The organism is Fulvivirga lutimaris (assembly GCF_009711525.1).
GTDB lineage: Bacteria > Bacteroidota > Bacteroidia > Cytophagales > Cyclobacteriaceae > Fulvivirga > Fulvivirga lutimaris.
In genome coordinates, this window is sequence record NZ_SMLV01000065.1 from 1 (window position 1) to 1021 (window position 1021).

The 1021-nt window shown below is 35.9% G+C and carries 2 protein-coding genes; one reads left to right on the forward strand and one right to left on the reverse strand.

From position 1 onward, the window contains the following. Positions 1–366: DUF2721 domain-containing protein (locus E1140_RS00195; RefSeq protein ID WP_155177947.1), on the forward strand; the 366-nt coding region annotated here is incomplete at its 5' end. Positions 367–368: 2 nt separating this feature from the next. Here E1140_RS00195 and E1140_RS21190 read toward each other — a convergent pair. Next, the coding region (locus E1140_RS21190; protein ID WP_221412588.1) for an alpha-amylase family protein at positions 369–1021 on the reverse strand (653 nt) is incomplete at its 5' end.

A 1021-nucleotide genomic window follows, 5' to 3' on the forward strand; every position in this document is an offset into this window, starting at 1 on the left:
ATTTCTCTTTTATTGTTGGCTTACACTAATAGGTTTTTAGCTATTGCTACGCTTATAAGAAGCTTGCATCAGAAGCATTTAAGTAATGCGGACCACCCAACTCCCATAATAGGTCAGATTGAAAACCTTAGAGCAAGACTCTCTTTGATAAAGTTGATGCAGATATTTGGAGTATCGAGCTTTTTTCTTTGTGTGCTTAGTATGTTGATGTTGTTTCAGAATGCAACCAAGGCTGGTAACTATATTTTTGGAGCAAGCATGGTATTCTTGCTCATTTCTTTAGGGATATCACTCAGAGAGCTTCAAATAAGTACCAAAGCACTTAACCTTGAGTTGAGTGATATGGAGATTAAAAGAAGACTATAATTTTATTTTACTTCAAATAGGAAGAATTGATATGGTTGAAGCCATAAGAATTCATTATCTAATCTAACGGTATGTTCTTGTTCAGACCAGTGATCGAATAGTGTCTCGGGTGTTACGCTATTTTCTTTGAATGCATACCAGGTTAGTTTTTCTTTATTTTGACTAAAGTTGAAAACACCATATAAGATTTTCCCCTTGTGCTCTCTTCTAAAAAGTGCGATATGCTTATTCTGAGATGTGGGCCAGACTAGGTTTTTGTAATCGCCTATTGCAGGTAGATATTTCCTTAATTTTATCAGCCTTTGTGTACGACTAAAAATGATGTATTCCAGAGTATTCGAGTCCTGAGATAATAGATTCTTATCCCAATCAATTAATGGTCTGTGAACCCATCGGTTGTCATTGCTTTTTGCAGGATCATTTTTGTAGCTGTAATCATTGGTGTAACCCACTTCATCTCCATAAAAAATCATAGGCAGACCACCAATAAACATAGTATAAGCCTGCATCATTATTATTTTTTGAATTGATTGTTCAATATTTTCTTGACTTTCTGAAGCCAAAGCATGTTCTAATCCACACAATGATGCCAGTGTTCCAGCTATGCGCGCATCTCCTGTTTTGGAATTTGAACCAAACGGTGCACCAATTGAAG